The organism is Ectopseudomonas composti (assembly GCF_001567565.1).
In the GTDB taxonomy this organism is placed as follows: Bacteria; Pseudomonadota; Gammaproteobacteria; order Pseudomonadales; family Pseudomonadaceae; genus Aquipseudomonas; species Aquipseudomonas composti_A.
Genome location: NZ_LSSW01000031.1, coordinates 17,941 through 40,916, shown reverse-complemented (window position 1 = coordinate 40,916; position 22,976 = coordinate 17,941). Strand labels below are relative to the sequence as shown.

The following is a 22,976-nucleotide window of genomic DNA, read 5'->3' as shown; positions in this document are numbered from 1 at the left end:
AGAACGACATGAAACTCTCCGATCTGAATTTGCTGCGCGAAAAGGCTTTCATCGACGGTCAGTGGGTCGAGGCCGATGACCAGTCGCGCTTCGCCGTGACCAACCCGGCCAATGGCGAATTGATCGCCGAAGTCGCCTCCCTCGGCCAGGCGGAAACTGCCCGCGCCATCGCTGCGGCCAAGGCCGCCCTGCCGGCCTGGCGCGAGAGGACCGCCAAGGAACGCAGCGCCATCCTGCGCACCTGGTTCAACCTGATCATGGAAAATCAGGAAGACCTGGCCCGCCTGCTCAGTTGGGAACAGGGCAAGCCGCTGGCCGAAAGCCGTGGCGAGATCGCCTACGGCGCCAGCTTCATCGAATGGTTCGCCGAGGAGGCCAAGCGCATCTACGGCGATGTGATTCCGCATGACAAGCAGGGCCGGCGCCTGGTGGTGATCAAGCAGGCCATCGGTGTGGTCGCGGCCATCACACCCTGGAACTTCCCCAACGCCATGATCACCCGCAAGGTCGGCCCGGCGCTGGCTGCCGGCTGCACCGTGGTGCTCAAGCCTGCCTCGGAAACACCGCTGTCGGCCCTGGCCCTGGCGGTGCTCGGCGAGCGCGCTGGCATACCGGCTGGCGTGCTGAACATCGTACCGGGCACCCACTCACGCGCCATCGGCGCCGAGCTGACCGGCAACCCGGACGTGCAGAAACTGTCCTTCACCGGCTCCACCGAAATCGGCAAATTGCTGATGGCACAGTGCGCCAGCACCATCAAGAAAGTCAGCCTGGAGTTGGGTGGCAACGCGCCCTTCATCGTCTTCGACGACGCCGACCTGGACGCTGCCGTACAGGGCGCCATCGCGTCCAAGTTCCGCAACAGCGGGCAGACTTGCGTGTGCACCAACCGCTTGCTGGTGCAGAACGGCGTGTACGACGAGTTCAGCAAACGCCTGGTCGTCGCAGTCAACGCGCTGAAAGTCGCCCCGGCCAGCGAAGATGGCGCTCAACAGGGCCCGCTGATCAACGCCAAGGCGGTGGAGAAGATCGAGGAACATATTGCCGATGCCATCAGCAAGGGCGCCAAGGTACTGGCCGGTGGCCGCCCTCATGCACTCGGCGGCAGCTTCTTCGAGCCGACCGTGCTCGGCGACGTCACCGCGCAGATGCTGGTCGCTCGCGACGAAACCTTCGGCCCACTGGCGCCGATTTTCCGCTTCGACACGGAAGCCGAAGCCATCGCCATGGCCAACGACACCGAGTTCGGCCTGGCCTCCTACGTCTACACCCGCGATCTTGGCCGCGCCTGGCGTGTCAGCGAAGCGCTGGAATACGGCATGGTCGGCGTCAACGAAGGACTGATCTCCACCGAGGTCGCGCCGTTCGGCGGCATCAAGCAATCCGGCCTGGGCCGTGAAGGCTCGCACTACGGCATCGACGACTATATTGAGCAAAAGTACATGTGTCTCGGCATCGACTGAAGCCGGTACCCCCCATCTGCAAGGGTACTGCTACGAAATAACACTGCACTTCGTCACAGATGATGACGCGCATGTGGCCCGAGGTCACCTGGCTGTCGACGCCCTCGACGATAACTCACAGCGCCAGATTGCGAGCCAGCTTGACGCTGGATTGCACGACAAGAACGCCAGTAGCGTATTCGAGCGCTGGCTGGGCTAAAGACTTATCGATCTTATTTTCGTCCACAAGCAACTTCCGCAGACGCGGCGGCGACACAATAGCTATGTGAACATCTGCCTGCAGTAGTCGCCACACCTCGCCGGTTTCATCCGCTGTCCGTCTCTGCCATAACTGTTGCCATATCCTTCGTAGCCATCTCGAAAACGGTCTTTGACCCTTCCTCTCCCAGTACCGAACCTTTCGCTCGCGGCACATACGCGTGCCGTGCGTCTTGTCTGGGAGGTTGGGTTCAGGGATGCAAGCGACGACGGTGCTGTACGGCCAAGTGCTGGTGGTGTTGGCCATTACCCTATCCGGGGTATGGAGTGCCACGCAGTGGACGGCTGCCGCACTCGGCTCCCAGGCTCGCCTGGGAGCGCCTTGGTTCGATCTGCTGGGCACGCCGGTCTATCACCCCTGGTGTCTGTTTGAGAGGTGGTTCGTCTTCGATGCCTACGCACCGGACGTCTTCAACGTCGGCGGCAGCATCGCCGCCTGCAGCAGCCTGCTGGCACTGGTGGTGGCCATTGGCATGGCTATCTGGCGGGCCCGCCAGGCACGCCGCGTCACCACCTACGGCTCGGCGCGCTGGGCCGATGCGGATGAGGTGCGCAATGCTGGCCTGACCCAGCCTGCGGGCGTGTTCCTCGGCCAGTTCGATGGGCAGTACCTGCGTAATGAAGGCCCCGAGCATATCCTGACCTTCGCACTGACTCGTTCGGGCAAAGGCGTCGGTCTGGTGGTACCCACCCTGCTCTCCTGGCCCGCTTCGGCGGTCATCCATGACATCAAGGGCGAGAACTGGAGCCTGACCGCGGGTTGGCGCTCCCGCTTCTCGCACTGCCTGCTGTTCAACCCCACCGACCTGACCTCGGCCGCCTACAACCCGCTGCTGGAAGTGCGTCGCGGCGCCCACGAGGTGCGCGGCGTGCAGGGGCATCGAAGGTTCTCTGGACAGCATATCGTCCAGCTTCGATAACGCACCAGCGCCAGACAATGCTGCTTTCGACTGGGTAAAACACGCCTTTGGTCGTAAATAGCCGTACACGTAGAAACGCAAACGCCCCGACACCAGCCTTGCGGCGAGTGTCGGGGCGTCGATTGGCAGACGTCAGCTGCGGCAGTCTTCAATCAGGCCTTTGACCAGGCCAATCATCAGCAACAGCATCAGCACCATGAACGGCAGGCCCATGGCTACGGCACCGGCCTGAATGCCTTTGAGCGCGGTATCGCCGCCGATCACGAACAGCGTCACGGTCACCAGCGCGATCATCACCAGCCACAGCACGCGCTGCACCGGCAGGGTGTCAGGGTCACCACCAGCCGACAGGTTGTCGATCACCAGCGCGCCGGAGTCCACCGAGGTCACCATGAAGAACACCAGCAGGGCGACCACCAGCAGCGAGCCGATGCCAGCCAGCGGCAGCATCTCCAGGAACTGGAAGATGGCCATGTTGACGTCGCTGAGACCAGCCGCCAGGGCACCGCTACCATCGATCACCTGGGCGATGGCGCCGCCACCGAACGCCGAGAACCACAGCAGCGTCACCACGGTCGGCGCCAGCATCACCATGCCGACCATCTGACGCAGGGTACGGCCCTTGGAAACGCGGGCAACGAAGATCCCCACCAGCGGCCCCCAGGTGCACCACCAGGCCCAGTAGAACACCGTCCAGCCCTGGAACCAGTCCTGATCAGGACGATCGATCCAATTGCTCAGCGGCAGGAACATCTGGCCGTAGTCGACCGCCGCGTTCAGGGTGTTGGAGAAGAACGCCATGCCACCGATACCGACCGCGACCAGCAGGAACAGCACCAGTGCCAGCAGCATATTGATGTTGCTCAGGACCTTGACCCCGGCATCCAGTCCGCGCCACAGCGAGAACCCTGCCAGACAGGTGACCGCGACGATAAACATGAGCTGGAAGGCGAAGGTATTCGGTGTACCCAGCACGTGGGCAATGCCGGCGGTGGCCTGCATCGCGCCCAGACCGAGAGAAGTGGCCAGGCCGAAGATGCTCAGCACCACGGTGAACACGTCGACCATCTGCCCCGGCAAGCCACGGTGCCCGCGCCCCAGCAGCGGTTGCAGACCGGAGCTGAGCGACAGCGGCAGGCCCTTGTTGTAGGAGAAGTACCCCACCACCAACGCGCTGGTCAGGTAGATCGCCCAGGGGTGAAAGCCCCAGTGATACATCGTCGCGCCCATTGCCGCATGGGCGGCCTCCGGGGTGCTGGCAGCCACGTTCAGCGGTGTTTTCCACCAGGCGGTGTACTGCGCCACCGGCTCGGCGACGCCCCAGTACAGAAGGCCGACGCCCATGCCGGCGGCGAACATCATGGAGAACCACGACAGGGTGCTGAATTCGGGTTTGGCATCACGGCCACCGAGGCGCACCTTGCCCAGCGGCGACAGGGCCAGGCCGGCGCAGAACAGCACCGCCAGATTGCCCATGATGATGATGAACCAGTCGAAGTTCTTCAGGATCCAGCCCTTGATGCCTTCCAGCGTCTCGCCGAAGACCACGGGATTGCTCAGTGCCAGGAGAACCAGCAACAGGATGATGGAGAAGGAAACAGGGAATATGACGCGATGGAAGTTCAAGCCGAGCACTCGGATATTGAAGTCTCGACCGACGATGTCTTGCGCAACCATAGGCTTCATGCACGCACCTCGATTTTGTTCTTGTAATAGTTTTCTCCGCATCCGGATCGAGCCCTGCTGGTGCAGTTGGTGGCTCGGCAAGCGCTGCGGATGATCAATAGTCGATCAGGCCCGAATCCACCGACAAACCATTTAATCTGCGCGACTTATGACTTTTAATCATCAATATAAGCAGCTGCTCAGGGCGCCTCGACAGCGCACCAAAGCCATGTTTCACGGGCGCTGGCGAGCCTCCAGGCAGGCACCTGCCGGCTCGTTGTTCTGGCTGAGCTTTGCGCATCCATTCGCGGATCGGGATGGACCGTTCAGAGCCTCTGGCTGGGTGCCTCCTCGACTCGCGCCTCCACGCTGACCGCCGGCTCGATGACCGCCGCCAGGGCCGTACACGCGAGGCCATTGGGTGCGGCCTGAAGCTGCAGCGGTGCATCGTCCTGCAGGTGCACGCGCAGCATGACCATCAGCGGGATCGGCGTATTTCGTCAGATTCGGGAAGTCTTCTAGCGCAGGCCATCAGAGCCAGTCCGTTTGCCATGGATAACGCGACAGGGATTCACACCCGTTCGCTGTAATCAGCACTTGCTGTTCGAGCTTGATCCCTTCGGCACCGCCCTGCTCGCCGATATAGCTCTCCACGCAGAGCACCATGTTCTCCTCAAACACTCCGTCGTAACCGCTAATGGACCAATCGGCACCCTTGTGCGCCAGAGCTGGGTACTCGTCAGCCAGGCCGACGCCATGCACCACACAGCAGTAGCGGTTATGCAAATAGGCCGCGGGGATATCCCAGGAACGCTCGACGAACTCGCGGTGACTCAGCCCCGGACGCAGTAGGCTCATGTTGTGTTGCACCTGCTCATGGGCCAAGCGGTAAAGTTTGCGCTGCTCGGCGGTGGGCGGTACGTGTCCAACCGTCCAGGCCCGAGATATGTCGGCGCAGTAACCGTAGGGACCGATCAGGTCTGTGTCGAAGCTGATGATCTCGCCCTCGTTCATCACCCGGTTGCTGGATTCCTGCATCCAGGGGTTCGTTCGCGGCCCGGAGGCCAGCAGGCGGGTCTCAATCCATTCACCGCCGTGACGGACATTCTCGTAATGCAGCCAGGCCCAGAGCTCGTTCTCGGTCATCCCCGGACGCAGCTCGTCATGCATGCGCTGGATACCGCGCTCGCACACCGCGATAGTCCAGCGCATCAATTCCAGCTCCCCGGCTGATTTGATCTTGCGCGCCTCCTCCATCAGGCTGTGCCCCTCGACCAAGGTCATGCCGCTGTCACGCAACAACTCAAGACCTTCCAGATCGGCTTTATCCACCGCCAGGCGCACCTTGTCACCGGCATGCTGACGGATCACTGCGCACACGTCGTCGGCCCAGACCAAGGCTTTCTCGCTGATCCGCGAACCGGCGCCGAAATAGCTCCAGTTGATCGCCGGACGGATCTCGTCGAGCAGCTCATTGCCTTCATGCAGGTGCTCGCAGTTGTGGAACTCGAACAGCACCACCGGCCCTTCGGCGAACACCAGCGCATAGCGGGCGTAGTTATGCAGAGTCCATACCTGCATGTTCGAGGTGTCGGTGGCGTAGCGGATGTTCACCGGGTCATACAGCAAGATGGCCGCACAATCAGCGGCCTTCAATTGCTGACGCACGCGTTGCAGACGATAGGCGCAAGCCGCTTTATGCGTTTCGACGCTCACTGGGTTGCGCAGGGGCTGCGCAGCGGTCTCGTCTGCTAGGTACTTATTCTTGTTTTCGAACATGGCCAGACTTCCTGGGGAATAAAATGGGGAGACGCCGTCACGCGGGCGGCTCAATGACGCTCAATGGCGCCTCGGCTTGCGAGGCCTCACCGCTCTGCGCGGGCTCCACGGCCGCGGCCAGCGTGGCGCAGGCCAGGCCAACCGGCGTGGCCTGGTGTTGCAGCGGCGCATCCGCCTGGAGAAATTCGCCAGTCACTCGTTTCTGGCTCACCGCCAGCACCAGCAGACCGGAGCAGGCGGCGAAGAAGTAATAGAGGCTTGCGGAGCCGCAGTGCTCCATCAGCGCGCCAGCCAGCAGCGGGCCGATACAGGCCCCCACACCGAAGGTGGCGAGCAGCAAGCCCGCCAGCGAAACGCGCAGGCGCGGCTCCATGTTGTCGTTGGCCAGGGCCACACCCAGCGGGTACAGGCAGAACTGCAGAAAACCGATGCAGGCGCTGAACAACAGCAGCACACCGAACGACGCCCCCTGATAAAACGCCAGCGGCAGGCAAGCCAGGATCAGCAGCGCCGCCACACCACGAATCAGGCTGGTGCGTGGCAGGTGATCCGACAGCCAGCCGAGCGGCAGTTGCGCGAGCAGACCAGCAGCGATCGCCAGCGCCATGAACTGCCCCACCTCGACCGTGCTCAGGCCCTGCCTACTGGCGTAGATCGACGACAGCCCATAGAAGCTGCCGTTGATCATCCCCGATATCAGCACGGTGATCAGCGACTGCGGCACGCGCTGCAGAAACAGACGCAGGTCGACCGGCTCGGCGCTCAGGATGGCGGGATGGGTACTGCGGGTCAGCGCCACCGGCACCTGGCTCAGGGCGAAGGCGATGACCACGCCGAGCAGCGCATGCAGGCCAAGGTTGCCGTCGATGCTCAGCGCCAGTTGACCGAGCATCATGCCGACATAGGCCGCGACCATGTAGATGCCCAACACCTTGCCGCGCTGATCGCTCTGCGCGCAGTCGTTGAGCCAGCTCTCCACCACCATCAGTTGGCACATCATCGCCATGCCGACGACAAAACGCAGCAATAGCCAGAGCGGCAACGCCTCGCTGAAGGCATGCGTCAGCACCGCCGCGCAGATGATCCCGGAGCAGGCCACGTAGGTGCGGATATGACCGACACGACCAATCAGCACCTGGCCGACCTTGCCGCCGACCACCATGCCCAGGGCATTGGCCGCCATCAGCGCGCCGCCCCAGAATTCGGCGACGCCACCGGCAGTCAGACGCAGCGCCAGGTAGGTCATCAGCAGGGTCGAGCCGAGCTGCATCAACAGGCTGGCCAGATACAGTGCAGCGAACGCCTGGGTCAGTCCGAGCAATTGCTCACCCCTTTTTCACGGAGAACCACCACGCCTGAGCCGGGCGCGCAGCAAAGCTGGACCATCGTCAACCCTCTCGCTGCTAGGCCAGACCATGCCGTTGCTTCCAGTCACCCGGATGGACCACGTAACCGAACAGCGCATGCCCGCCGTAGACCAGCTCGGTGCCTTCGGGAATCCACAGCAGTTGCCCCGGCTTGACGAGATACAACTCGCCGTTGGCCTTGAGCTCGAAGCAGCCCTCGATGACGAAGATCACCTCGTCATACAGCAGGGTCCAGGCCACCTCGGCGCCCTCCCAGCGGGCGAAACCGATGCCGATGTTCGGCGAGATCTCGTTGCTGATCGCCCGCGCCACGAAAGCAGCACCGGGCGGGCCGCCACGGGGGATGAACTCCAGATCATGGTGATCGACCAACAGCACCGGACCTTTCCCGGAAACGACCTGAGTCATAGCTCGCTCCGACTGTTCCAGGCCGCCAGGCGAATGCGCGAGCGTACGCCCAGGCCGAGGAACGGCTCCGGCGGATTGAGCGACGGCATGCCGGTGACGGCCTGGATATCGCGCAACTGCGCCGAGTCGCTACCGACCGACATTTCCGCCAGCAGCGTGCCGGAGATGGTGCCCCAGGCCGCGCCGACGCCGTTGTCGCAGGCCGAGGCGAACACGCCCGACTCCAGCTCGCCGAAGAAGTTGGTGAAGTTGCGCGAGATCGCGTAAACACCGCCCCAGGTGTGACTGAACGGCACATCGGCCAGTTGCGGGAAGCGCGCCAGGAAGGCCTTGCGATGGTCGTCGCGCACCGACTCGCGCATGGCGTCGCTGGTGCTCTTGCCGTACTTCGGCACGTGCTTGTAGGTGTTACGGATGATCAGGCGACGATCCTGGGTCATACGTACCGTGGTGCCGGCGTGATCGGCCGGGGTCAGGCCCCAGTCGAGCTGACCACCGAAGGCCGCCAACTCGGCATCGCTTAGCGGACGCGTCCAGCTGGCGAAGGTCATCACCGGCAGCAGGCGGTTGCGCAGGTAACCGAACTCCTGGGTGAAGATGCTGGTGCCGAGCAGCAGTTGCTCGGTACGAATCGTGCCCTGGCTACCCTGCAGCAGCCAGTCGCCCTGCCCGTCGCGTTGCAGACCGGTGATGGGCGACTCTTCCAGCAGCTCGACGTTGTCCGGCAGCGAACGCGCCAGCCCGGTGACCAACGCCACGGGCTGCATCAAGTAGCAACCCGGGGTGAAGATTGCGCGGCTGTAATAGGTATTGCCCAGCACCTGCGCCAGCTCGTCGCGTTCGACCAGGCGAAAGGGTTCGCCGAGGTTCGTCAGCAACGTTTCGAAATGCTGCAGATACGCCAGGCCACGCTGGCCCACGGCGCCCTGATACTTGCCGGCGTGGGACCACTGACAGTCGATCCCGTGGCGTTCGATCAACCCCTGTAGCTGGGCGATGGCGGCGCGATTGAGCGACAGCAGGCGCTGCTTGTGCGCCGGGTCGGGATGCTCCAGGGCGAACTTGTGCGGCAGGTCGATGACGAAACCGGAGTTACGCCCGGAAGCGCCCTGGCCGACACGCTGAGCATCGACCAGGATGATGCGTTTGTCCGGCAGCAGTTCGCCGAGGCGGCGTGCAGCGGCCAAGCCGGCGAAACCGGCGCCGATCACCGCGTAATCGGCGCGTTGCTCACCCAGCAGGCGTTTGCACGCGGGCTGTTGCCCCAGCGCGGCGTACCAGCCGCAACTGCTGTCATCATGGGGCAGATTGATTTGCTTGCTCATGCGCGTGCCCTCAGGCCACTGATCGTTGTGCGTTCTGGCAGCTTTGCAGCCAGCTGTTGCGTTGGGTCTGCGCCTGTCGTCCGAGCAGGACGAAGCCGCAGGCCAGCCCCTGGGCATCGTAGAAACCCGCGCTCAGGCCATCGTCGTTCGTTGTGCAGCGCCACTCTCCGGTGGTGCCTGGCGCCGGCGCCAGCAGGCACAGCGGCGCGGCCGGGGTTTTCACCGTCACAGGCATCAGCGGATAGCTCACCGCCGTCGGCTGGCCGAGCAAGGTCTTGCTCAGCGCGGCGATGCCCTGATTGATTGGGGCCAGATATGGCAGCAGCTGCCCGCCGACCTCGATGCAATCGCCCAGGGCGTAGATGCCCGGCTGTGAGCTCTGCAACTGAGCATCGACCTGTATCCCACGGCCCACGGCCAGCCCAGCGCCTTTGGCCAGGCCCAGATTGGGCTGCAGGCCGACAGCCGAGAGCACCAGATCGGCCTCCAGGCTGTCGCCATTGGCCAGGGTCAGGCGGTAACCCTGCTCCAGCGCATCGACGCGGCGCACGGTGTTCTGCAGATGCCAACTGACGCCCAGCGCCGCCAACGCGTCTTGCAGGTGCTGCCCGGCTTCAGCCGGCAGCAGGCGCTCCATCGGCCACTTGCCGAGGCCGATGACGCTGACCTGAAAACCGCTGGCCGCCAGGTCGTTGGCGAATTCACAGCCGATCAGGCCATCGCCGAGAATCGCCACACGCCGCACGCCAACCAGGCGCTCGCGGAAGCTGCGGTAGTCATGCAGGTTGTTGACGCTGATCAGCGCATCGCTGGCCCCTTCGATGGGCAACCGAATCGGCGCGGCGCCGCTGGCCAGTACCAGTTGACCGTATTCCATCTCACCGATATTGGTGTGCAGGCGCCGCGCGGTGGTGTCGATGTGTTGCACCGTGCAATGCGGGTAGACGCGAATCTTCAGGCGCTTCTCGATGGCCAGCGCAGACTCGCCGGCCAACGCGTCGGCGCTCTTGCCCTGCGCCAGACCGATGGACAGCGCCGGCTTGGAATACAGGTGACCAGATTCCTGAGTCAGCACGCGGATTTCCACCTCGGCATCGGCGCGGCGCAGGGCCTGGGCCAGGCCATAACCGGCATAACCGCTGCCGATGATGACGATGGGCTGACGCACGTCGGTCGCCACGGCCAGCAGCGGTTGCGGCGGCACCGGCAGCGGCGTGCTGAGCGGCGCTGCCGCAGCGGCGACTAGCGGGCTGATGTCGAGCATCTCGAAATCTTCCTTGCCGACTTTGCACTCCGGACACTTCCAGTCCGCCGGTACGTCTTCCCAGCGGGTGCCGGCGACAATGCCGTCGTCCGGCCAGCCCAGGGCCTCGTCATAGATGAGGCCGCAAACCACACAGAGCCAGGTCTTGAACATCTCGTTCACTCCCCCGCCACGCGAATGGCGACGTTCTTGGTGCGTACGTAGCTGTACAGCGCTTCCTGGCCCTTCTCGCGGCCGAAGCCGGACAGGCCGACGCCGCCGAACGGCGTTTCGATGCCGCCGGCATACCATTCGTTGACGAACACCTGACCAGCGCGCAGACGTCGCACGCAGCGCATGGCACGACTGATGTCCTGGGTGAAGACGCCGGCGACCAGACCGAAATCGGTGCCATTGGCAATCGCGATGGCCTCTTCCTCGCTGTCGAAGGGGATGATGGCCAGTACCGGGCCGAACACCTCTTCCTGGGCGATGCACATGTCCGCCCGCACGTCGCGGAACACCGTCGGGCGCATGAAGTGCCCGGCCAGTTCGCTATGAGCCTCGCCACCGGTGGCCAGTACTGCACCTTCATCGACTGCGCGCCGACACAGGGTTTCGATTCCAGCGAGTTGAGCTGCACTGACCACCGGGGTGAGGTCCGGGTTGTCCTGGCCGAGACCGACGCTGAGCCCTTCGGCCAGCTCGACCACCGCCTGGACGATGTCTTCGTAGATCTCGCGCTGCACCAGCAGGCGCGACATGGCCGAGCAAACCTGCCCGGCATTGAAGAAGATGCCGTTCTTGACGCTGGCCAGCAGTTGCTTGCGGTCGACGTCGGCGAAGGCGATGGCGGCCGACTTGCCGCCCAGTTCCATGACGCTGGGAATGGCGTTGGCCGCTGCATCACGCAGAATCGACTGACCGGTAGGCACCGAGCCGGTGAAGACGATCTGGTCGACCTTGGCGCTGCTTACCAGGTGCGCCCCAACCTCACGGCCACGGCCGCAGATCAGGTTGATCGCGCCTTGCGGCAAACCGGCCTTGACGATGGCGCGCACCAGCACGCACATGCCCAGCGGCGACAGCTCCGGCGACTTGATCACCACCGCGTTGCCAGCAGCCAGTGCCGGCGCCAGGGAGCGCGCACAGATGGACACCGGGAAATTCCACGGCACGATCTGCGCCGACACGCCCATGGGGTCGTAGACGGTGAAATCCATGTAGCCGTTACCCAGCGGGATCGAGGTGCCCTCGATCTTGTCCGCCATGCCGGCGTAGTACTCGAAGTAGCGCGCGGCTTCGATGAACTCGTCGCGGGCGTCACTCAGGCTCTTGCCATTCTCCTGGCACAGCACCGAGGCGCCCTCATCCGCCACCGCGCGGATTTCCTCGGCGATGCGCAGCAACAAGCTGACCCGCTGCGCCGGGCGAGCGCGGGTCAATTCACCGCTGTCGGCGCAGCGACGCGCCGCCAGCAACGCACGCTCGGCGTCCTCGACGGTAGCCTGGGCGATGGTCGCCAGGGGCTCGGCAGTACCAGGGTTGTTCACGCCCAGGTGCTGGGCGCTGTCGACCCAGGCACCGTCGATGTAATTGAGCCAGTGAGAGGCAATCGGATACATGACGACCTCCTCAGGCGTTCTGCGCAAGGGCCAGCAACTTGCGTGCGGCCCACTGGTGGAAGTAGTGCGTCGGGATGTCCATTTCCGGGGAGAACGCGCCGCCGCCGTAGCCCGGCGAGTGACGGCCCTTCTGCATGCCTTCGACCGAGGCGATGTCTTCGGCGAAGACCACCTTCCACGATTCCAGAATGGCGTTGCGGCAGGCGGCGTACTCGTCGCTCAGCGCCTCGTCACCAACATAGAACAGGCGCAGGTGCTCGATGGTACGGCCCGGTGCGACCGGTTCCAGCTGCATGGCGAAGGCATGGTCGGCCTGGATGCCCAGCAGCACGTTGGGGAAGAAAGCCACGTACTCGGCGTTGCGCAGACGGTCCTGCGGCCAGCTGGGGAACTGCGGCAGGTGGGTGCCGGCAACATCGGAGAGGTTGTAGGCGTAGCTGCCCTGGCCGGCGAACTGCTCGTCGAAGAGGATGTTGTAGTGATCCTCGAGGCGCGAGTAGGTGTTCAGGCTCGGGTGCACCCACGGCAGGTGGTACGCCTCGCAGTAGTTCTCCACGGCCAGCTTCCAGTTGCAGGCGATGTCGAGCGTGGTCGAGTCCATGTTGGCGCGGCGGCGCATCAGGCCCATGCCGTCGTCACCAAGGAACTGGCTCCAGCGCGCGGTCAGCGGCGCCAGCATCTCCTCCAGCGGCTGCGCATCGCCGGACAGGTTGACGAACACCATGTCCATCCAGATGGCGCTGCGGATGGCCTTGAGGCCATGCTTTTCGCAGGCGAAGCGCTCGTCCTTGTGCTTGTCGATACCACCGACATGCGGCGTGCCCTTGAGGCCGCCGTTGAGGTCGTAGGTCCAGGAGTGGTAGGGGCAGCGAATCACGCCCTGCACGGTGCCGGCTTCTTCTACCAGCTTCATGCCACGGTGGCTGCAGACGTTGTGGAATACCTGCACCAGGCCTTCACGGTTGCGCATCAGCAGCAGCGGCAGGCCCATGAAGTCGACCGGTTTGACCGAGCCGTTCTGGCTCAGGTCGCTGGCGAAGCCGACGCAGGCCCAGGTTTTGCCCATGACCTCGTCGCGCTCGAGCTCGAACAGCTTCTGATCGGTGTAGAACGCGTTGGACAGGCCGGTAGCTTGGTGGATCGGCGCAAGTATGGTTTCCAGCTGACGCACTGGGATTTGCTGAGAAGTGGCTTGAGTCATTGTTGTTATCCCCTGCAAGGCACGGTGGTGGTGATCGGCAGGCGCTTGGGCGCTGCTCGTTGGTCACCAGTGTCGAAAAGCAGGGGATTGTTCGACAAACGATTTTTTGCGCAGATATTTATGATTAAAAATCATAAATATCGATAGAGACAGGTGAGTTAGCCCAGAAAAAACGGGGCTTCATGCATGTCACGAGCTCATCGACTCATGATCAGAAATGGTTTGTCCGGCGTCGTCGCCGGTGCCATCTTGCCGCCACTGCGCAACGCTCCGCAGGCATTCGCCAAGCCGGCAAACGCTGCCTGCTGCGCAGCGGTTCTACGCCACCAGCGGCAGAACCGCCCTCCTCACTGAGCGCCTGCACTGCAGGCAATGCACGAGCTGGCGCAGGCCACAAGCCTGCGCCAGCCTCGTCTCAGCCGCTCTGCGCCTCATCATCGGGCGCGTTGGCGACCTGCTCCATCAACCAGTTGCGAAAGCGCTGCACGCTCTGCCGGCTGCTGCGGCCAAGCGGTTCAAGCAGGCAGAACTGCGCATCGGTATGCAGCGCGACATCGATGGGCCGCACCAGTGCGCCGGTCTGCAGGTAGTTGTCGACCAGGTTCGACCAGGCCAGCGCGATGCCCTGCCCGCTCAGCGCCGACTGGATCAGCATCGAATAGCTGTTGATATTGATCCGATGCCTTGGCTCACGCGCCTTGTAACCCAGGCGCTGGAACCACTCCGGCCAGCTGATCCAGTCGCGTTGCGGGTCTTCCAGCCACAGCCAGGTGCCGGTGGCCAACTGCGTCGGCTCGCAGAAATCCGGGTGCTTGGCCAGGTAGCCAGGGCTGCACACAGGGAACACTTCTTCGGCGAACAGCGGCGTCACCTGCATGTTCTTAGGCGGCGTGCGGCAGTAGTACAACGCCAGGTCGCAGTCCAGACGGGAGAAATCCTTGACGTGGTCGTAGGCGATGATGCGCAGGTCCACTTCTTCGTTGTCACGCTGGAACTCGGCGACCCGCGGCAACAGCCAGAGCGAGGCCATGGCGGTACTGGTCACCACCGTGACCTGCTGCGCGCCGCGCCAGTGGCGGATCTCGCCGGTGGCGTGGGCCAGTTGCAGCAAGGACTCGCGCACCGTGTCGTAGTAGTGGCTACCGGTCGGGCTGAGATTGATCTCGCGGGTGGTGCGCTCGAACAGGGTCTTGCCGAGGTAGTCCTCGAGCAGGCGCACCTGTCGGCTGATCGCACCCTGGGTGACGTTCAGTTCCTTGGCCGCGAGGGTGAAACTCAGGTTTCGCGCGGCCGACTCGAACGCCACCAGGCTGTTCAGTGGAGGCAGAGGTTGAATCTTCATGCAGGCAATTCACGCAGGCGTTGTTGTTATTTGGCCGCTGTCTGGAGAACGGCTCGACCTAAAGCATGCAGCTTGTAGCGTTAAACCGATACGCGCCGCGAGAGAAAAGTCACAGCTCTGGTAGACTTGCACGCCGCGGCCAGCAGTTGCGCCACTGCGCGACGGATACCAGTAGAACAGCGCCGCGCCAGAGTTTTTTGCCTGAAAACCCCGTCAACACGTCAGAACGCGTCATCCCAAATGCCTCTAGAAAACGCCGTAACCACGCCGCCCACCCTGTCCCGCCGCTTCTCCGTGGCACCGATGATGGATTGGACGGACCGTCACTGCCGCTACTTCCTGCGCCAGTTGTCGCGCCATGCCCTGCTCTATACCGAGATGGTCACCACCGGCGCGCTGATCCACGGCGACCGTGAGCGATTCCTGCGTTACAGCGAGTGCGAACACCCCATCGCCCTGCAACTCGGTGGCAGCAACCCGCAGGACCTGGCGACCTGCGCAAAGATGGCCGAAGCACAGAGCTATGACGAAGTGAACCTGAACGTCGGCTGCCCCAGCGACCGGGTGCAGAACAACATGATCGGCGCCTGCCTGATGGGCCATCCAGCGCTGGTGGCCGACTGCGTGAAGGCCATGCAGGACGCCGCGAGCATCCCGGTGACGGTCAAGCACCGCATCGGCATCAACGGTCGTGACAGCTATGCCGAGCTGTGCGATTTCGTCGGCCAGGTGCGCGATGCCGGCTGCCGCAGCTTCACCGTGCACGCGCGTGTCGCCATCCTCGAAGGCTTGTCGCCGAAGGAAAACCGCGAGATTCCACCGCTGCGTTACGACATCGCCGCCCAGCTCAAGCAGGATTTTCCAGATCTGGAGATCATCCTCAACGGCGGCATCAAGACCTTGGAGGAATGCGAGCAGCACCTGCAGACCTTCGACGGTGTAATGCTAGGCCGCGAGGCCTATCACAACCCCTATCTGCTGGCGCAGGTGGATAGCCGCCTGTTCGGCGCCGAAGACGCAGGCATCACCCGCATGGATGCCCTGCTCGCACTCAAGCCCTACGTCGAGCAGCATCTGCGCGACGGTGGCACCCTGCACCACATCAGCCGCCACGTGCTTGGCCTGGCTCAGGGCTTCCCCGGTGCGCGGCGTTTCCGCCAACTGCTGTCGGTGGACATCCACAAGGTGAAGGATCCGCTGGCGCTGCTGGATCAGGCCGCCGAACTGCTGCGCGGGCACTGATCCGGCGTTGCCAGGCGATAGCGGCTGCGCCCTGTCGCCTGCACCAGCCCGTTTCCTGCCAGGCGGTGCAGCACCTGACGCACGCTGACCAGCGACAGCGGCTCACCCGCCTCACTCAATTGCTGGTGCAACTCCCGGACGGAGACGCCCTGCTCTTCATCCGCACGGCACAGCGCCTCCACCACCTTGAGTCTGGGCATGCTGAAGCGCAGGCCAACTGCCTGCAGCCACTCGCGGCACTGACGAGTATCCGGCTCGCCAGGGACTGAACGAGAAGACGGGGTTTGGGTCGACATATTCGGGCTCCCTGCTGGCTCGTTTGAAATCGGACTCCACCGACTTCGGTACGTTCTGACGCACTGTCATGGATAAAGACGAACGAGCCGGCCAAAAGCGCATACCAAGAAGGTAAATTTTGTCAGTGGCCAGACCGTTGAGCCTGTAAGGCGCCTCGGGTAAGGTCATGCCATCTGCAACGACAAGGCCTCGTCATGACCTCCAAGCTGGAACAACTCAAGCAGTTCACTACCGTAGTCGCCGACACCGGTGACCTCGACGCCATCGCTCGCCTGCAACCGGTGGATGCCACCACCAACCCCTCGCTGCTGCTCAAGGCTGCTGCCCTGCCCCGTTATGCGGATCTGCTGAATCAGGCAGTCGCCGCTGGCAAGGGTGACCTGGGCATGGCCTGCGACCAATTCGCGGTTGCCGTCGGCCAGGAAATCCTCAAGGTCATTCCCGGGCGCATTTCCACCGAGGTCGACGCGCGCCTGTCGTTCGACACCGAGGCGACCCTGCGCCGCGCCGAGCGCCTGATCGGCCTTTACGAAAAAGCCGGTATCGGCCGCGAACGCGTACTGATCAAGATCGCCTCCACCTGGGAAGGCATCCGCGCCGCCGAACAGCTGGAAAGAGCCGGCGTGCAGACCAACCTGACCCTGCTGTTCGCCTTCGCCCAGGCGCAGGCCTGTGCCGATGCCGGCGTGTTCCTCATTTCGCCGTTCGTGGGGCGCATCTACGACTGGTACAAGAAGGCCGAAGGCCGTGACTTCGCGGGTAGTGAAGATCCGGGCGTGCAGTCGGTCGCGCGCATCTACGACTACTACAAGGCCAACGGCTACGACACCGTGGTGATGGGCGCCAGCTTCCGCAACCTTGGCCAGATCGAAGCACTGGCGGGCTGTGATCGCCTGACCATCAGCCCGGAACTGCTGCAGAAACTGGCCGAGGACGATGGTCAGCTGAGTCGCCAGCTCGCGCCTGGCGCAACCGGTGAGCCTCGCCAGAGCCTGGATGAAGCGGCCTTCCGCTGGGCCCTGAACGAGGATGCCATGGCCACCGAGAAACTGGCCGAAGGCATTCGCCTGTTCGCCCGCGATCAGGAAAAACTCGAAGCGTTGCTGGCCGCCAAGGCCTGAACGAAAAAGGGGTGCCAGCCAAGCTGACGCCCCTTTTCTATACGGCGAGATCAATACCCGGGCAGGGCGCACCCTGCAGAAAGCGGGAGATCAGTGCCGCTCGAGTGCGTTGACCAAATCGTGAAAGGCCTCGCGATTGGAGTCGTTGAGCCCCATCAGAATACGGTGCGCTTCGAGCACCTTGGCCTTCACCACTTCTTCGGACTGATCCTGCGAAGGCAGGTCATCCAGACAGTCCGGACAAGGAATCGGCCGGTCGACGATGTTGAACACCTGATCGAAACCCATGGACTCCAGCAAACGGGTGATGTCGTCGTGAGTAGTGACAACGGTCGGCAACAGACCAACCTTTTGCCGCGACAAAATGGACAATTTCGCCAGCAGACCAAGGGTGGTGCTATCGATACTGCGCGTTTCGGTCAGATCGATGACGATCGCCGAAAAATTCAACGCGGTGAAAATCTTTTCAATCGTGGCATCCAGTGCTGAACACAGCGTCAGACGGACTTCACCGACAAACTTGAGGACGAATGTTCCATCCTGCTCGGCGAATTGGATGCGACCGGGGCTTATCCCAGGATTCATGCAAGGTTCCTGCTCAACACCAGCAAGGCGATATCATCCGGCATCTCGCCAAGATTGGCCAGACCGAGAACTTGACGCAAACCACCGAGCGTACCGCCGGCCTGGCTAACCAGTTGTGGCAGCGCCAATTCCTTCTCTTTCAGCGTGTCACCCGGCAACAGATCGAGAATACCGTCGGACAGCAGGGTCAGGCTGAAAGACTCCGGCAGCTTCATCACCAGGTCACCGTATTCGGCCTCCTGGAACAGGCCGACCGGCAGGCCGCGTCCTTCCAGGTAGCGCGCCTGGCCATTCTCGAACAACACCGGCAGAGGCAGATGCCCGCCAATGCTGTAGGTGAGCATGCCACTCTCCTCGTCGATCACACCGCCGAGCATGGTCACGTGCTTACCCAGCTTGCAGTTGATCAGCCCACGGTTGATATGGCCGAGCACATCGGAAGGCTTGAACTCCGGCAGGGTACCGCCACGACGCCACTCGTAAAGCAGTCGTGTGGTCATGAACTTGAGCAGTACGGTGACGAATGCCGAGGATGCCCCGTGGCCGGAAACGTCGGCCAGGTAAAAGCCGATACGGCGCTCGTCGATACGGAAGTAGTCGACGAAGTCACCCGACAGGTACAGCGAAGGGATGATCTGGTGCGCGAAGTTGAGGCCATCGGCCTGCCAGGGCGTCACCGGCAGCATGTTCATCTGCACCTGGCGCCCCGCGTTCTGGTCTTCCTGCAAAAGGTGCAGACTGGCCTGCAGCTCGCGGTTGGCTGCCTCCAGTTTCTCGCGATAACGCTGGTTCTCGACCCGCAGGCGCGAACGATCCAGGGCACGGCGCACCGAGTGCTCCAGCACGGCAAGGTCTTCGAGGGGTTTGATCAGGTAGTCGGCAGCGCCCAGACGCAGGGCTTCGACGGCGTCGTTCATCACGCCAGCGCCGGAAACGACGATTACCGGCACTTCGACGCCCAACGCATTGATACGACGGATCAATTCAAGACCATCGACCTGCGGCATGCGCAGGTCGCAGATCATCAGGTCGGGGCCTTCCTGCTGGAACACTTCCAGCCCCTGCAAACCGTTGTTGGCCTGCAACACCTTGAAGCCGCTGTCCTCGAGGTAGGCCGCGAGGCTTGCACGTACGACATCGTCGTCGTCAATGATCAGCAGAGTGGCACTGGTTTTGTGCATGGGGTATCCAGGCAAACTGCGCCAGGGCAATTTTTGGTCACTGCCCGTAGCGCGGCGCCGCATCAGTGGCGCCAGGGCGATTTCAAGGGGCAGACGGTACTCCCATCTGCCGGCCGATTCAAGCCGGGACCGGTCGTCGTTCGGCGGCTTTACAGGTCAAATCGGCGGGAGTTATAAGAGCCACGGGAGAGCTCATAAGAAGAGGACAGGGTCCATGAGTCAGAATGATCGAGCGTACAGCGAGAAACGCGACTACATCCGCATGCGACTGGAAGCAGCAGTCGTCCTCCATCATGCTGGCCGGGAAATCCCCGCACTGTGCCTGGATCTTTCCAGTACCGGCATGCAAATAGAGGCTGAGGTCGCGCTGAGCATGGGCGACAAGGTCAAGGTGCACATTCCCTCGGAGCACAACGAACTGGCAGGTCTCGATGCTCATGCCGAGGTGGTTCGGATCAGTGACATGGGCGATGGTCGCCAGTCGCTGGGGCTGGCCATCATCTCCATGAGCTGAAATCTGTATTTACGAAAAAGGCGGCCCAAGGGCCGCCTTTTTCGCATCTGTGCGGGCTTAGAAGTCGTCTTCGACCTGCCCGTCCTTGACCTTGAACTCGCGGCTCTGCAGGTAGGCGTTGCGGATAAAGATGTACTTGTCACCGCTGACCAGGCGTTCTGCCTGCAGCAGGTTGGCGCGCGTGTCGACCACCTGCACGCCACGGGTGACATTGCGGGTCGGTACATGATCGATGTACGGATAGGGGGTCAGGAAGCTGTCCGGCACGCGACCGGTGGCATCGCGTACGCTGCTCGGGCCGAGGAACGGAATGACCAGGTAAGGCCCGCTGTCGAGCCCCCAGACGCCGAGGGTCTGGCCGAAATCTTCGTCGTTCTTGCGCAGGCCCATGTGCTTGGCCACGTCGAAGAAGCCCAGCAGGCCGAAGGTGGTGTTGAAGATCAGGCGGCCGGTATCGACACCGGCGTTGTGCAGCTTGCCCTGCAGCAGGTTGTTGGCCAGGTTGCCAACGTCGCCGATATTGCCGAAAACGTTGTGCACGCCATCTTCGAGAAACTGCGGCGTGACTGCCCGGTAGCCCTGCGCGATCGGCTTCAGCGCATAGGTGTCGACGGTATCGTTGAAGCGGAAGATCGGGCGATTGAAACCTTCCCAAGGGTCTTCTTCCGAAGCGGCCTGACTCATTGCAGGCAGCAGGCTCAAGCCAACGAGGGCCATCAGGCCGCCCAGGCGCGCGATCCAGCGAGCACCGATCACATGCATTTGAAATCTCTCCTTGAGGGAATAATGTGGCCACCGCCAATGGGCCGCAGGCCGCGTAGTATAAAGCCAGGAGCCCTTATTGGGCAGCATAGCGAAGAAAAGCGATGACCGACGAAACCTTGCTGCACACCGCACACATCCCCGTACGCTGGGGCGACATGGACAGCTACGGGCACGTCAACAACATCATCTACATGCAGTACCTGGAAGAGGCGCGTGTCGCCTGGTTCGAACTGGCCGGCGTGGCGATGAGCAACGTGCCATTCGGCCCGGTGGTGCTGCAGACCCAGCACACCTATCTCAAGCCGGTGGTGCACCCTGCCACCGTAGTGGTCGAGTTGCGCGCCGGCGCGGTCGGACGCAGCAGCCTGGTGATAGAACACCGGCTGATGACCGTGGAAGAGCCGCAGACGGTCTACGGCGAGGGTTATTGCAAGCTGGTGTGGATCGATCATGCCAAAGGTAATTCCGTGGCCCTGCCCGAGCACGTGCGGGCGCTCTTCGGCGTAACCTGACGGTCATCTTTCGGTCATCCGCGGGCGCTAGATTGATCAGGGCCAATGCCACGGATGATCCCATGCCCTCCCCCTGCACCGCCCTGATCTTTCAACTGTCCGGCTGCCTGGTCGACTTCGGTGCCCGTACCCTGCCCGTCGCGCTGCAGCGACTCCATCCCAGCTGCGCCAACCCTGCTGTGGCAGGTACAGTCCTGCAGGCACTGGATACCTGGCTGGGCCAGGCGGCAACCACAGCGCAACAGCAGGCCTTGCAGCAGGCACTCAGCGAAGTGGCCAGCGAGCATGCCGAGCTGACCCCCGGCGCCGCACAGCTGCTGCAAACCCTGCACGCCCAAGGCACACCTTGCGCCTGGCTCGACGACCTGCCAGCCGACGCCAGCCTGCGCCTGGCCGAGGCGCTGCCAGTGCCTGTCGAAGCCGTGCTGGCGCGTCCGACCAGACCCTGGCCTGCACCCGACAGCTGCTGGCAGGCATTGAGCCAGATAGGCGTCGAGCGCCTGGAGGGTTGTATTGTCGTCAGCGGCAACCCCTTGCTGCTGCAAGCCGGGCTCAATGCCGGCTGCTGGACCATAGGCCTGGCTGCCTGCGGGCCGCTGTGCGGTCATGCGCCAGCTGATTGGCAGGCGCTCGGCACAAGCGATCAGGAACGCCTGCGCGCCGAAGCCACGTTGCAGCTCTACCGCCTGGGCGTGCATTCGGTGGTCGATCATCTGGGCGAGATCGAAGCCAGCCTGGAAGATATTGGCCTGCGCCGCAGCAAGGGGGAAAAGCCCTGAGCCCTTGATTCGGATCAGGCAAAGCCCGCGCGCTTGGATTAACCTTCAGGTACGGGCTGAAAACTTCCGGCAGTGCTGGAGGTCCATGTCTATGCCGATTCGACAAGGAGAGAACTCTATGCCAGCAAGCGATCTGCAGCAGCAACTGGAAGCGCTCCAGCAACACCTGGCTCAGGACACGCCGCTGACCGAGGAAGAACGCGCATCGCTTTACCTGCTGACCCAGGAAATCGAGGTGCAACTGGCGCGCGAAGCCGCGTCAGCGCCAGACGCCACGCTGGTCGATGGCGTCAATCTGGCGGTGGAGCGCTTCGAGGCCAGCCACCCCACCCTCGCCGGCACCCTGCGCAACATCATGCAAAGCCTGGCCAACATGGGCATCTGAACGCCCTGCAGCGACTCAAGAAAATGCCGCCATCGGGCGGCATTTTTCATGGACTACTGACGCGCCAGGCGGGCGTTTTCCGGGGCCAGCGCCTCGGTGCTGCGATAGGGATTGATGTCCAGCCCGCCGCGCCGCACGTAACGCGCATAGACGGTCAAGGACTGCGGCTGCAGCAGGCGCTGCAGATCGAGGAAGATGCGCTCGACGCACTGCTCGTGGAAGTCGGCGTGCTGGCGGAAACTCACCAGATAGGCCAGCAGGCTGGCGTGATCCAGCGCTGCGCCACGGTACTGCACGACCAGGCTGCCCCAGTCCGGCTGGCCAGTGACCGGGCAATTGGACTTGAGCAGGTGGCTGTGCAGGCTCTCCTCAACCACACGGCCGGCATCGCAGCGCAGCAGTTCGGGCTGCGGGTGATCGTATTGGCTGACGCGGATGTCCAGCTCGTCGATGCACTGCCCCAGCAATCTCGCCACCCCCTCTGCCGACACCTCGCTCAGCGAGCGCAGACGCACCGCCACCGGTTTGCCGGCTACCGCCGAGAGATCACGCGCCAGGGTCGCCTGCACCTCGTCCCAGGTGGCGAAAGCCGATTGATTCAGCGAGTTGAGATACAGCTTGAAGGACTTCGACTCGATGATGTTGGGCGAGTCGGCCGGGATGGCGAACTCAGCGATGGCCACCACCGGTTTGCCGGACGGCAGCAGCCAGGACAGCTCGTAGCAATTCCAGTAGTCCACGCCCTGATACGGCAGGCTGGCGCCATCGAGACCCAGCTCCGCCCATTTGGTGGTACGCGAGATGGGGAACAGCAGCTCGGGGCTGTATTCGGCGATGTACTGGCTGGACTTGCCCAGCGGGGAATGTTCGGCGGGGTGCTGCATGGTGCGCAATCCAGGGTGGCGAAAAACCGGGCGAGTTTAACGGGTTGACCGCCCCGCCGCACCCGCCGACCGAACGCTGAACGGCAATCCGTGGGAGGGGCTTGCGGCTCGGGCA

The 22,976-nt window shown here is 63.1% G+C and carries 22 protein-coding genes and 1 pseudogene; 8 read left to right on the top strand and 15 right to left on the bottom strand.

Translation table 11 applies throughout. From position 1 onward, the window contains the following. Positions 1-8: 8 nt before the first annotated feature. Positions 9-1,463 (top strand): NAD-dependent succinate-semialdehyde dehydrogenase, encoded by a 1,455-nt coding sequence (locus PCLY_RS21795; protein ID WP_061242234.1) that lies wholly within the window; start codon positions 9-11, stop codon positions 1,461-1,463. A gap of 455 nt (positions 1,464-1,918) precedes the next feature. Beyond that, positions 1,919-2,596: pseudogene (locus tag PCLY_RS21790) on the top strand (type IV secretory system conjugative DNA transfer family protein); the annotation flags it as partial. A gap of 177 nt (positions 2,597-2,773) precedes the next feature. Here the strand turns inward: PCLY_RS21790 and PCLY_RS21785 are convergent. From PCLY_RS21785 to PCLY_RS21745, 10 genes are all read right to left on the bottom strand, one after another. Continuing rightward, entirely contained in the window at positions 2,774-4,327 is a 1,554-nt protein-coding gene (locus PCLY_RS21785; RefSeq protein ID WP_061242231.1) for a BCCT family transporter, read from the bottom strand. Between the two features lie 305 nt (positions 4,328-4,632). Further along, a complete protein-coding gene (locus PCLY_RS24910; protein ID WP_231740198.1) occupies positions 4,633-4,785 on the bottom strand; it encodes a hypothetical protein in 153 nt (50 codons plus the stop codon). A 52-nt stretch (positions 4,786-4,837) separates the two neighbouring features. Then, positions 4,838-6,085: a M24 family metallopeptidase gene (locus tag PCLY_RS21780; RefSeq protein WP_061242229.1), complete on the bottom strand. Its 1,248-nt coding sequence runs from the start codon at positions 6,083-6,085 to the stop codon at positions 4,838-4,840. Between the two features lie 37 nt (positions 6,086-6,122). Further along, positions 6,123-7,406, bottom strand: coding sequence for an MFS transporter (locus PCLY_RS21775; protein ID WP_231740197.1), 1,284 nt, complete (start codon positions 7,404-7,406; stop codon positions 6,123-6,125). Between the two features lie 82 nt (positions 7,407-7,488). Continuing rightward, the gene (locus tag PCLY_RS21770) at positions 7,489-7,860 is read right to left on the bottom strand and encodes an ethanolamine utilization protein EutQ (RefSeq protein WP_061242226.1); all 372 of its coding nucleotides are present in this window, start codon (positions 7,858-7,860) and stop codon (positions 7,489-7,491) included. After that, positions 7,857-9,185, bottom strand: coding sequence for an NAD(P)/FAD-dependent oxidoreductase (locus PCLY_RS21765; RefSeq protein WP_061242224.1), 1,329 nt, complete (start codon positions 9,183-9,185; stop codon positions 7,857-7,859). Before PCLY_RS21765 ends, PCLY_RS21770 begins: the two co-directional genes overlap by 4 nt. Positions 9,186-9,195: 10 nt before the next feature. Continuing rightward, positions 9,196-10,602, bottom strand: a complete 1,407-nt coding sequence (locus PCLY_RS21760) for an FAD-dependent oxidoreductase (RefSeq protein ID WP_061242222.1) — start codon at positions 10,600-10,602, stop codon at positions 9,196-9,198. Positions 10,603-10,607: 5 nt separating this feature from the next. Further along, positions 10,608-12,053 (bottom strand): aldehyde dehydrogenase family protein, encoded by a 1,446-nt coding sequence (locus PCLY_RS21755; protein WP_061242220.1) that lies wholly within the window; start codon positions 12,051-12,053, stop codon positions 10,608-10,610. A gap of 10 nt (positions 12,054-12,063) precedes the next feature. Then, positions 12,064-13,254, bottom strand: coding sequence for an aromatic ring-hydroxylating oxygenase subunit alpha (locus PCLY_RS21750; RefSeq protein ID WP_061242218.1), 1,191 nt, complete (start codon positions 13,252-13,254; stop codon positions 12,064-12,066). A gap of 415 nt (positions 13,255-13,669) precedes the next feature. Then, a complete protein-coding gene (locus tag PCLY_RS21745; RefSeq protein ID WP_061242217.1) occupies positions 13,670-14,596 on the bottom strand; it encodes a LysR substrate-binding domain-containing protein in 927 nt (308 codons plus the stop codon). Positions 14,597-14,899: 303 nt separating this feature from the next. On the opposite strand from PCLY_RS21745, the gene dusA reads away from it, so the two are divergent. Continuing rightward, complete coding sequence (gene dusA, locus PCLY_RS21740; protein ID WP_061242545.1) at positions 14,900-15,838, top strand: tRNA dihydrouridine(20/20a) synthase DusA; 939 nt, start codon at positions 14,900-14,902, stop codon at positions 15,836-15,838. Here dusA and PCLY_RS21735 read toward each other — a convergent pair. Next, positions 15,808-16,134 carry a transcriptional repressor gene (locus PCLY_RS21735; protein WP_061242215.1) on the bottom strand — a complete coding sequence of 109 codons (327 nt, stop codon included), beginning with the start codon at positions 16,132-16,134 and terminating at the stop codon, positions 15,808-15,810. The genes dusA and PCLY_RS21735 overlap by 31 nt on opposite strands. Positions 16,135-16,329: 195 nt before the next feature. On the opposite strand from PCLY_RS21735, the gene tal reads away from it, so the two are divergent. Then, positions 16,330-17,256 carry a transaldolase gene (tal, locus tag PCLY_RS21730; RefSeq protein WP_061242213.1) on the top strand — a complete coding sequence of 309 codons (927 nt, stop codon included), beginning with the start codon at positions 16,330-16,332 and terminating at the stop codon, positions 17,254-17,256. Positions 17,257-17,346: 90 nt separating this feature from the next. On the opposite strand, the gene rssC is transcribed toward tal, so the two are convergent. Together rssC and rssB are read right to left on the bottom strand one after the other, a co-directional pair. Next, the gene (gene rssC, locus PCLY_RS21725) at positions 17,347-17,829 is read right to left on the bottom strand and encodes an anti-sigma factor antagonist RssC (RefSeq protein WP_061242543.1); all 483 of its coding nucleotides are present in this window, start codon (positions 17,827-17,829) and stop codon (positions 17,347-17,349) included. An 8-nt stretch (positions 17,830-17,837) separates the two neighbouring features. Beyond that, positions 17,838-19,022: a two-component system response regulator RssB gene (gene rssB, locus PCLY_RS21720; RefSeq protein WP_061242211.1), complete on the bottom strand. Its 1,185-nt coding sequence runs from the start codon at positions 19,020-19,022 to the stop codon at positions 17,838-17,840. 214 nt (positions 19,023-19,236) lie between these two features. Here rssB and PCLY_RS21715 point away from each other — a divergent pair, with 214 nt between their 5' ends. After that, positions 19,237-19,536, top strand: a complete 300-nt coding sequence (locus PCLY_RS21715; RefSeq protein WP_061242208.1) for a PilZ domain-containing protein — start codon at positions 19,237-19,239, stop codon at positions 19,534-19,536. A gap of 57 nt (positions 19,537-19,593) precedes the next feature. Here the strand turns inward: PCLY_RS21715 and PCLY_RS21710 are convergent, their stop codons facing one another. Beyond that, positions 19,594-20,298 (bottom strand): MlaA family lipoprotein, encoded by a 705-nt coding sequence (locus PCLY_RS21710; RefSeq protein WP_061242206.1) that lies wholly within the window; start codon positions 20,296-20,298, stop codon positions 19,594-19,596. A 104-nt stretch (positions 20,299-20,402) separates the two neighbouring features. Here PCLY_RS21710 and PCLY_RS21705 point away from each other — a divergent pair, with 104 nt between their 5' ends. The 3 genes from PCLY_RS21705 to PCLY_RS21695 all read left to right on the top strand — a co-directional run bounded on the left by PCLY_RS21705 (position 20,403) and on the right by PCLY_RS21695 (position 21,977). Next, positions 20,403-20,813: an acyl-CoA thioesterase gene (locus tag PCLY_RS21705; protein WP_061242204.1), complete on the top strand. Its 411-nt coding sequence runs from the start codon at positions 20,403-20,405 to the stop codon at positions 20,811-20,813. Positions 20,814-20,875: 62 nt separating this feature from the next. Then, positions 20,876-21,592 (top strand): phosphatase, encoded by a 717-nt coding sequence (locus tag PCLY_RS21700; protein ID WP_061242202.1) that lies wholly within the window; start codon positions 20,876-20,878, stop codon positions 21,590-21,592. Positions 21,593-21,710: 118 nt separating this feature from the next. Next, positions 21,711-21,977, top strand: a complete 267-nt coding sequence (locus tag PCLY_RS21695) for a DUF4404 family protein (protein ID WP_061242201.1) — start codon at positions 21,711-21,713, stop codon at positions 21,975-21,977. 53 nt (positions 21,978-22,030) lie between these two features. Here PCLY_RS21695 and queF read toward each other — a convergent pair whose 3' ends face one another. Beyond that, positions 22,031-22,861, bottom strand: a complete 831-nt coding sequence (gene queF / locus PCLY_RS21690) for an NADPH-dependent 7-cyano-7-deazaguanine reductase QueF (RefSeq protein ID WP_061242199.1) — start codon at positions 22,859-22,861, stop codon at positions 22,031-22,033. Positions 22,862-22,976 lie beyond the last annotated feature (115 nt).

Bases quoted from the DNA above. Each gene is read 5' to 3' on its own strand.
- PCLY_RS21710 (WP_061242206.1), bottom strand. From the start codon at position 20,298: ATGCATGTGATCGGTGCTCGCTGGATCGCGCGCCTGGGCGGCCTGATG.
- tal (WP_061242213.1), top strand. From the start codon at position 16,330: ATGACCTCCAAGCTGGAACAACTCAAGCAGTTCACTACCGTAGTCGCC.
- PCLY_RS21795 (WP_061242234.1), top strand. From the start codon at position 9: ATGAAACTCTCCGATCTGAATTTGCTGCGCGAAAAGGCTTTCATCGAC.
- PCLY_RS21760 (WP_061242222.1), bottom strand. From the start codon at position 10,602: ATGTTCAAGACCTGGCTCTGTGTGGTTTGCGGCCTCATCTATGACGAG.
- PCLY_RS21700 (WP_061242202.1), top strand. From the start codon at position 20,876: ATGCCCTCCCCCTGCACCGCCCTGATCTTTCAACTGTCCGGCTGCCTG.
- dusA (WP_061242545.1), top strand. From the start codon at position 14,900: ATGATGGATTGGACGGACCGTCACTGCCGCTACTTCCTGCGCCAGTTG.
- queF (WP_061242199.1), bottom strand. From the start codon at position 22,861: ATGCAGCACCCCGCCGAACATTCCCCGCTGGGCAAGTCCAGCCAGTAC.
- PCLY_RS21770 (WP_061242226.1), bottom strand. From the start codon at position 7,860: ATGACTCAGGTCGTTTCCGGGAAAGGTCCGGTGCTGTTGGTCGATCAC.
- PCLY_RS24910 (WP_231740198.1), bottom strand. From the start codon at position 4,785: ATGGTCATGCTGCGCGTGCACCTGCAGGACGATGCACCGCTGCAGCTT.
- PCLY_RS21780 (WP_061242229.1), bottom strand. From the start codon at position 6,085: ATGTTCGAAAACAAGAATAAGTACCTAGCAGACGAGACCGCTGCGCAG.
- rssB (WP_061242211.1), bottom strand. From the start codon at position 19,022: ATGCACAAAACCAGTGCCACTCTGCTGATCATTGACGACGACGATGTC.
- PCLY_RS21755 (WP_061242220.1), bottom strand. From the start codon at position 12,053: ATGTATCCGATTGCCTCTCACTGGCTCAATTACATCGACGGTGCCTGG.
- PCLY_RS21715 (WP_061242208.1), top strand. From the start codon at position 19,237: ATGAGTCAGAATGATCGAGCGTACAGCGAGAAACGCGACTACATCCGC.
- PCLY_RS21695 (WP_061242201.1), top strand. From the start codon at position 21,711: ATGCCAGCAAGCGATCTGCAGCAGCAACTGGAAGCGCTCCAGCAACAC.
- PCLY_RS21785 (WP_061242231.1), bottom strand. From the start codon at position 4,327: ATGAAGCCTATGGTTGCGCAAGACATCGTCGGTCGAGACTTCAATATC.
- PCLY_RS21735 (WP_061242215.1), bottom strand. From the start codon at position 16,134: ATGTCGACCCAAACCCCGTCTTCTCGTTCAGTCCCTGGCGAGCCGGAT.
- PCLY_RS21750 (WP_061242218.1), bottom strand. From the start codon at position 13,254: ATGACTCAAGCCACTTCTCAGCAAATCCCAGTGCGTCAGCTGGAAACC.
- PCLY_RS21705 (WP_061242204.1), top strand. From the start codon at position 20,403: ATGACCGACGAAACCTTGCTGCACACCGCACACATCCCCGTACGCTGG.
- PCLY_RS21765 (WP_061242224.1), bottom strand. From the start codon at position 9,185: ATGAGCAAGCAAATCAATCTGCCCCATGATGACAGCAGTTGCGGCTGG.
- PCLY_RS21745 (WP_061242217.1), bottom strand. From the start codon at position 14,596: ATGAAGATTCAACCTCTGCCTCCACTGAACAGCCTGGTGGCGTTCGAG.